The 6323-nt window shown below is 68.1% G+C and carries 6 protein-coding genes; all 6 read left to right on the top strand.

Features of this window, described 5'->3' with window-relative positions:
* Positions 1-612, top strand: a 612-nt coding sequence (locus F603_RS0106815; RefSeq protein ID WP_019545264.1) for an oligopeptide/dipeptide ABC transporter ATP-binding protein, incomplete at its 5' end; no start/stop codon positions are given.
* A gap of 534 nt (positions 613-1146) precedes the next feature.
* Positions 1147-2784 (top strand): peptide ABC transporter substrate-binding protein, encoded by a 1638-nt coding sequence (locus F603_RS0106810; protein WP_019545263.1) that lies wholly within the window; start codon positions 1147-1149, stop codon positions 2782-2784.
* 6 nt (positions 2785-2790) lie between these two features.
* Positions 2791-3714 carry an ABC transporter permease gene (locus F603_RS0106805; protein ID WP_019545262.1) on the top strand — a complete coding sequence of 308 codons (924 nt, stop codon included), beginning with the start codon at positions 2791-2793 and terminating at the stop codon, positions 3712-3714.
* Positions 3715-3756: 42 nt separating this feature from the next.
* The gene (locus tag F603_RS0106800) at positions 3757-4740 is read left to right on the top strand and encodes an ABC transporter permease (protein ID WP_019545261.1); all 984 of its coding nucleotides are present in this window, start codon (positions 3757-3759) and stop codon (positions 4738-4740) included.
* A gap of 5 nt (positions 4741-4745) precedes the next feature.
* On the top strand, positions 4746-5726 hold the full coding sequence (locus F603_RS0106795) for an ABC transporter ATP-binding protein (protein WP_019545260.1): 981 nt from the start codon (positions 4746-4748) through the stop codon (positions 5724-5726).
* Positions 5716-6323: ATP-binding cassette domain-containing protein (locus F603_RS31765; protein WP_019545259.1), on the top strand; the 608-nt coding region annotated here is incomplete at its 3' end. The genes F603_RS0106795 and F603_RS31765, both read left to right, overlap by 11 nt.

The raw sequence follows: 6323 nt of genomic DNA, 5'->3' as shown, positions 1-6323 counted from the left end.
CTCCTCGACGTCGTGGGGCTCAACCCCGAGTACGTCAACAGGTATCCGCACCAGTTCTCCGGCGGACAGCGCCAACGCATCGGCATCGCCCGCGGATTGGCGCTCAACCCGGAGATCATCATCTGCGACGAGCCGGTCTCGGCGCTCGACGTCTCCGTGCAGGCGCAGGTCGTCAACCTGATGGAGAAGCTCCAGGACGAGTTCGGGCTCGCCTACCTCTTCATCGCCCACGACCTCTCCGTCGTGCGGCACATCTCCGACCGCGTCGGCGTCATGTACCTCGGGCGGATGGCGGAGATCGGCACGGACACCGAGATCTACGAGCACCCCACCCACCCGTACACGCAGGCACTCCTCTCCGCCGTCCCCGTTCCCGACCCGGACGCGCGCGAGAGCCGTGAGCGCATCCTGCTCAGCGGCGACGTCCCCTCGCCCGCCGACCCGCCGTCGGGCTGCCGGTTCCGCACCCGCTGCTGGAAGGCGACGGAGCGGTGCGCGCAGGAGACCCCCGTCCTCGCGGTGCCCGAGCGCTACCGCGACGAAGAGGCCGGCGCAGCGCACTCCTCCGCGTGCCACTTCGCCGAGGAGCGGGAACTGCTCCCGCAGGGCTGACCGGGACGCGGCGTACCCACGGGTGCGCCGCGCCCCAACTCCCTTGCGGCGCACCGCGTCCGGCGCACGCACGTCGGTCATCCGGAGCTCCCCGAGCCGTACCCGGACGGAGTAGGTGCGCCGGCGCTCGTCCCGGCGCACTCGTTTCCGGGGGCGCTCTCCGCCAGGCCGGGCCGGGAGCGGCCCGGCGAGGCGGCCCCTGCGGAGGGCGCTCGCGGTGAGCGGACGCCGCGTCGAGGGAGGTACGGCTTCGTGACCTTCGACCGCGACGCCGGGCAGGGTGCCGCATCGGTCCGCGAGCCCGCGGGACGCCTGCTGCACGTCTGACTCGGCGGCGTCGACGCATGCCCTACGGCCCCCGTCCGAGCGTCGGCTCCGGGCGGGGGCCGCCGACCGCGGGGGCTCCGTGGGCGGTGGGGCATCCGAGGGTTTCTCCGTCGCGAGCAGCTCGTGCGGCGGCCTGGTGTGCCTCGGAAAATACTTTAAAGGGTGTTATGTGGTGCCGAGACGCAATCGGAGTCCGAGGAGGCACCCATGCGCGGAGCCACGCGCGTCACATGGTCCGTCGGTGCTGTCGGCGCGCTCGCTCTCGTCGCCGCGGGCTGCGGCGGTGGCGGTGGTACGGGCGGTGGCGGCGGCTCGGGGAGCGGGGTCGTCCGGGCCTTCTGGACCGATCCGCAGAACCCCATCGAGCCGGCGAACACCAACGAGGTGCAGGGCGGCAAGGTCCTCGACATGACCTTCAGGGGCCTGAAGAAGTACAACCCCAAGACCGCCGAGGCGGAGAACGCCGTCGCCGAGTCGGTCGACTCGGACGACCAGCAGAACTTCACGGTGAAGCTCAAGAAGGGCTGGAAGTTCTCCGACGGCTCAGCGGTCACCGCGCACTCCTTCGTGGACGCCTGGAACTACGGAGCGCTCGTCACCAACAAGCAGGTGAACTCGTACTTCTTCGAGTACATCGAGGGCTACGAGGACGTGCATCCCGAATCCGGGGCGCCGAAGGCGAAGACGATGTCGGGCCTCGAGGTGAAGGACAACCGCACCTTCACGGTCAAGCTCAACCAGAAGTTCTCCCTCTGGCCCGAGACCCTCGGCTACGCCGCCTACTCGCCGCTGCCCAAGTCCTTCTTCTCCGACCACGACGGCTGGCTGGAGAAGCCCGTCGGCAACGGCCCTTACAAGGTGGACTCCTACACCCGCGGCCAGTCGATGCAGCTCTCGAAGAACGACGAGTACGCGGGGAACGACAAGCCGAAGAACGACGGGGTCGAGCTCCGGGTCTACACGGACCAGAACACCGGCTACACGGACCTCCAGGCCGGCAACCTCGACGTCGTCGACGAACTTCCGGCCGGGCAGCTCAAGAACGCGAAGAAGGACCTCGACGGGCGTTACATCAACCAGCCCGCCGGCATCTTCCAAACCGTCTCCTTTCCCGAGTACGACGACGCGTGGAAAGGCAAGGACAAGCTGAAGGTGCGGCAGGGCCTCTCCATGGCGATCGACAGGGAGAAGGTCAGCTCGCAGATCTACCACGGCACCCGCGAGCCGGCGACGGACTACACCTCGCCCGTGCTGAAGAAGGACGGCGGGTACTCCACGTCGCTCTGCGGAGAGATCTGCACCTTCCAGCCGAAGAAGGCGAAGAAGCTGATCGCAGAGGGCGGCGGCCTCCCCGGCGGCACCGTCACCATCACCTCGAACGTCGACACGGGGTCGCACAGGCAGTGGATGGAAGCCGTCTGCAACAGCATCAACTCGGCGCTGGACAAGGACAATGCGTGCCGTGTCAACCCGGTGCCGACGTTCAGCGAGTTCCGCAAGGACATCTCCGCGAAGAAGATGGACGGGCTCTTTCGCACCGGATGGCAGATGGACTACCCGCTCATCCAGAACTTCCTCCAGCCCCTCTTCTACACCGACGCCTCTTCCAACGACTCCGGTTACTCGAACGAGAAGGTCGACAAGCTCATGGACGAGGGGAACAAGGCGTCCGGCGAGAAGGAGGCGATCAGCAAGTTCCAGGACGCCGAGAAGGAGATCCTCAAGGACCTCCCCGCCATCCCGCTCTGGTACCAGAACGGCAACGCCGGTTATTCGGACCGGGTGAGCGACGTCAGGCTCAACCCGTTCTCGGTGCCGGTCTTCACCGAAATCAAGGTGAAGTGATCCGGGGTGGGGCGCTACGTCATCAGACGCCTGCTCCAGATGATCCCGGTGTTCATCGGGACCACGCTGCTCATCTTCGTCATGGTGTACGCCATCGGGGACCCGGTGAACGCGATGTTCGGCGACCGGGCCCCGGACCCGGCGACGGCAGCGCAGCTCCGGGAGGAGTTCGACCTCGACAAGCCGCTGTGGCTCCAATACGTGCTCTACATGGGCAAGATCTTCACCGGCGACTTCGGGACGGCCTTCAACGGGCAGCCGGTGATCGAGCTGATGGCCAACGCCTTTCCGATCACGGTCAGGCTCGCCGTGATCGCGATCATCTTCGAGATCCTCATCGGCATCACGCTCGGAGTCCTCACGGGGCTGCGCCGCGGCCGTCCGATCGACACCTCGGTCCTGGTGCTGACGCTCGTCGTCATCTCGGTGCCCACATTCGTCACCGGCACCCTCGGCCAGTACCTCATCGGGGTGAAGTGGGGCTGGATCGCGCCGGCCGTCTCGCCGGCCGCCACCGTCGACGAACTCCTCTTTCCCGGGCTGGTGTTGGCGCTCGTCTCGCTCGCCTACGTCACCCGGCTCACACGCACCTCGATCGCGGAGAACGGGCGGGCCGACTACGTGCGCACGGCGGTGGCGAAGGGGCTGCCGAGGCGCCGGGTGACCGTGCGGCACCTGCTGCGCAACTCGCTGATCCCGGTGGTCACCTTCCTCGGCACCGACCTCGGCAACCTGATGGCCGGCGCCCTCGTGACCGAGCGGATCTTCAACATCCAGGGCGTCGGCTTCCAGCTCTTCCAGGGGATCGTGCGGCAGAACTCGCCGACCGTCGTCGGATTCGTGACCATCCTCGTCATCGTCTTCATCGTCGCCAACCTCGTCGTCGACCTCCTCTACGCCGTGCTCGACCCGAGGATTCGCTATGCGTGACGCCACACCGCCAACTCGCGTACCGGAGGAGGTGATTCCCCGATGACGTCGGAACCGCCGGCCGTCGGCGCGGGCGGCGCCATGGACGCGATGAACGTCATGAACGCAGCCTCCTCGGAGGCGCGCGCCGCGGACGGCGCCTCCCCGGGACCCGAAGGGCCAGGACCCGCCCGGGAGGTGCGCAGCCTGTGGCAGGACGCCTGGCACGACCTGCGCCGCAACCCGATCTTCGTGATCGCGGCGCTGCTCATCCTCTTCCTCGTGCTGATCTCCCTCTGGCCGAGCCTGATCGCCACCCGCAACCCGCTCTCCTGCCAGCTCGGCCGCTCCCTCGAACCCGCGACGGCAGGGCACTGGTTCGGCTTCGACACCCAGGGGTGCGACGTCTACACCAAGGTCGTCTACGGGGCGCGGGCCTCGGTGACGGTCGGTGTCTGCGCCACGGCGGGGGTGGCGCTCGTCGGCAGCCTCCTCGGCGGGCTCGCCGGGTTCTTCGGCGGCGTCTGGGACGCGCTCATCTCCCGGGTCACCGACATCTTCTTCGGCATCCCCATCATGCTCGGCGGCCTCGTCTTCCTCTCCGTCACCGGCAACCGGTCGATCTGGACAGTGGTGAGCTTCATCGTGCTGCTGGGGTGGCCGCAGATCGCGCGTATCGCCAGGGGTGCGGTGATCACGGCGAAGCAGAACGACTACGTGCTCGCCGCCAGGGCGCTCGGGGCGAGCAACACACGGATGCTCGTGCGGCACATCCTGCCGAACGCGGTCGCGCCCGTGATCGTCACGGCCACCATCGCGCTGGGCACGTACATCGCGCTGGAGGCGACGCTGAGCTTCCTCGGCGTCGGCCTGCAACCGCCGACCGTCTCCTGGGGCGTCGACATCTCCGACGCCTCCCAGGGCATGCAGTTCCGGAACGCGCCGCACATCCTCGTCTACCCGGCCGCGGCCCTGAGCCTCACGGTGCTCGCCTTCATCATGCTCGGCGACGCGGTGCGCGACGCACTCGACCCGAAGCTGAGGTGAGCCGGATGAGCCTGCTCGAAGTGCGCGATCTGCACGTGGAGTTCGGGACGAGGGACGGCACGGCGCAGGCCGTCCGCGGCATCGACTTCGAGGTCGGGGCGGGTGAGACGCTGGCGGTGCTCGGCGAGTCCGGCTCGGGGAAGTCGGTGAGCGCCCAGGCAATCATGGGCATCCTCGACATGCCGCCCGGGCGCATCACGGGCGGCGAGATCCTCTTCCAGGGCCGGAACCTGCTGACGATGCCCCCCGAGGAGCGGCGCCGCGTACGGGGCGCCCACCTCGCGATGATCTTCCAGGATGCGCTTTCGGCGCTCAACCCCGTGCTGACGGTGGGGTATCAGCTCGGTGAGATGTACCGGGTGCACCAGGGCGCTTCGCGGCGGGAGGCGCGGGCGAAGGCCGTCGAGCTCATGGAGCGGGTCCGGATTCCGGGCGCGGCGCAGCGGGTCGGGGACTTTCCGCATCAGTTCTCGGGTGGGATGCGGCAGCGGATCATGATTGCGATGGCGTTGGCGTTGGAGCCGGATCTGATCATTGCGGATGAGCCGACGACGGCGCTGGATGTGACGGTGCAGGCGCAAGTGATGGATCTGCTTGCGGAGTTGCAGCGTGAGTACAACATGGGCTTGATTTTGATCACGCATGATCTGGGTGTGGTCGCGGATGTGGCCGACAAGATCGCGGTGATGTACGCGGGCCGCATCGTCGAGACCGCACCCGTACGGGAGTTGTACCGGCAGCCGGCGCACCCGTACACCAAGGGCCTCCTCGACTCCATCCCCCGCCTCGACCGCAAGGGCCAGGAGCTCTACGCGATCCGCGGCCTCCCGCCGAGCCTCCTCGCCATCCCCGAAGGCTGCTCGTTCAACCCTCGCTGCCCGATGGCGAGGGAGTACTGCCGGACCGAGGACCCGCCGCTCTACGACGTGGCGGCCGAGCGGGCCAGCGCGTGCCACTTCTGGAGGGAGATGTTCGATGCACGCTGACCACTCCGGGCGCCGTGAAGCACGTGAGGAAGGCCAGGCGGCGCGGAGGCTGCTCGCCAAGTCCCGCCGGGAGTCGGCGTATGCGGCGGGGGACGCGATCCTCGAGGTCCGGGAGCTGCACAAGTACTTCCCGTTGACGCAGGGCATCGTCTTCCGACGGCAGGTGGGCGCCGTCAAGGCCGTCGACGGTGTCTCCTTCGACCTGCGTGCGGGCGGGACGCTCGGGCTCGTGGGGGAGTCGGGGTGCGGCAAGTCCACGGTGGCGAAGTTGGTGACGCACCTGGAGGAGCCGACGGCGGGGACGATCCGGTACAAGGGCGAGGACATCACCAAGCTGTCCGGGCGCGCGCTGAAGGCGGTTCGGCGGAACATCCAGATGGTCTTCCAGGACCCCTACACCTCGCTCAACCCCCGGATGACCGTGGGCGACATCATCGGTGAGCCGTACGAGATCCACCCGGAGGCGGCGCCGAAGGGTGATCGGCGTAAGCGGGTGCAGGAGCTCCTCGACGTCGTGGGGCTCAACCCCGAGTACGTCAACAGGTATCCGCACCAGTTCTCCGGCGGACAGCGCCAACGCATCGGCATCGCCCGCGG

The sequence above is a fragment of the Streptomyces sulphureus DSM 40104 genome, from assembly GCF_000381025.1.
GTDB lineage: Bacteria > Actinomycetota > Actinomycetes > Streptomycetales > Streptomycetaceae > Streptomyces > Streptomyces sulphureus.
Note: the sequence above shows the minus strand (reverse complement) of the source record. Positions and strands in the feature narration are given on the sequence as shown.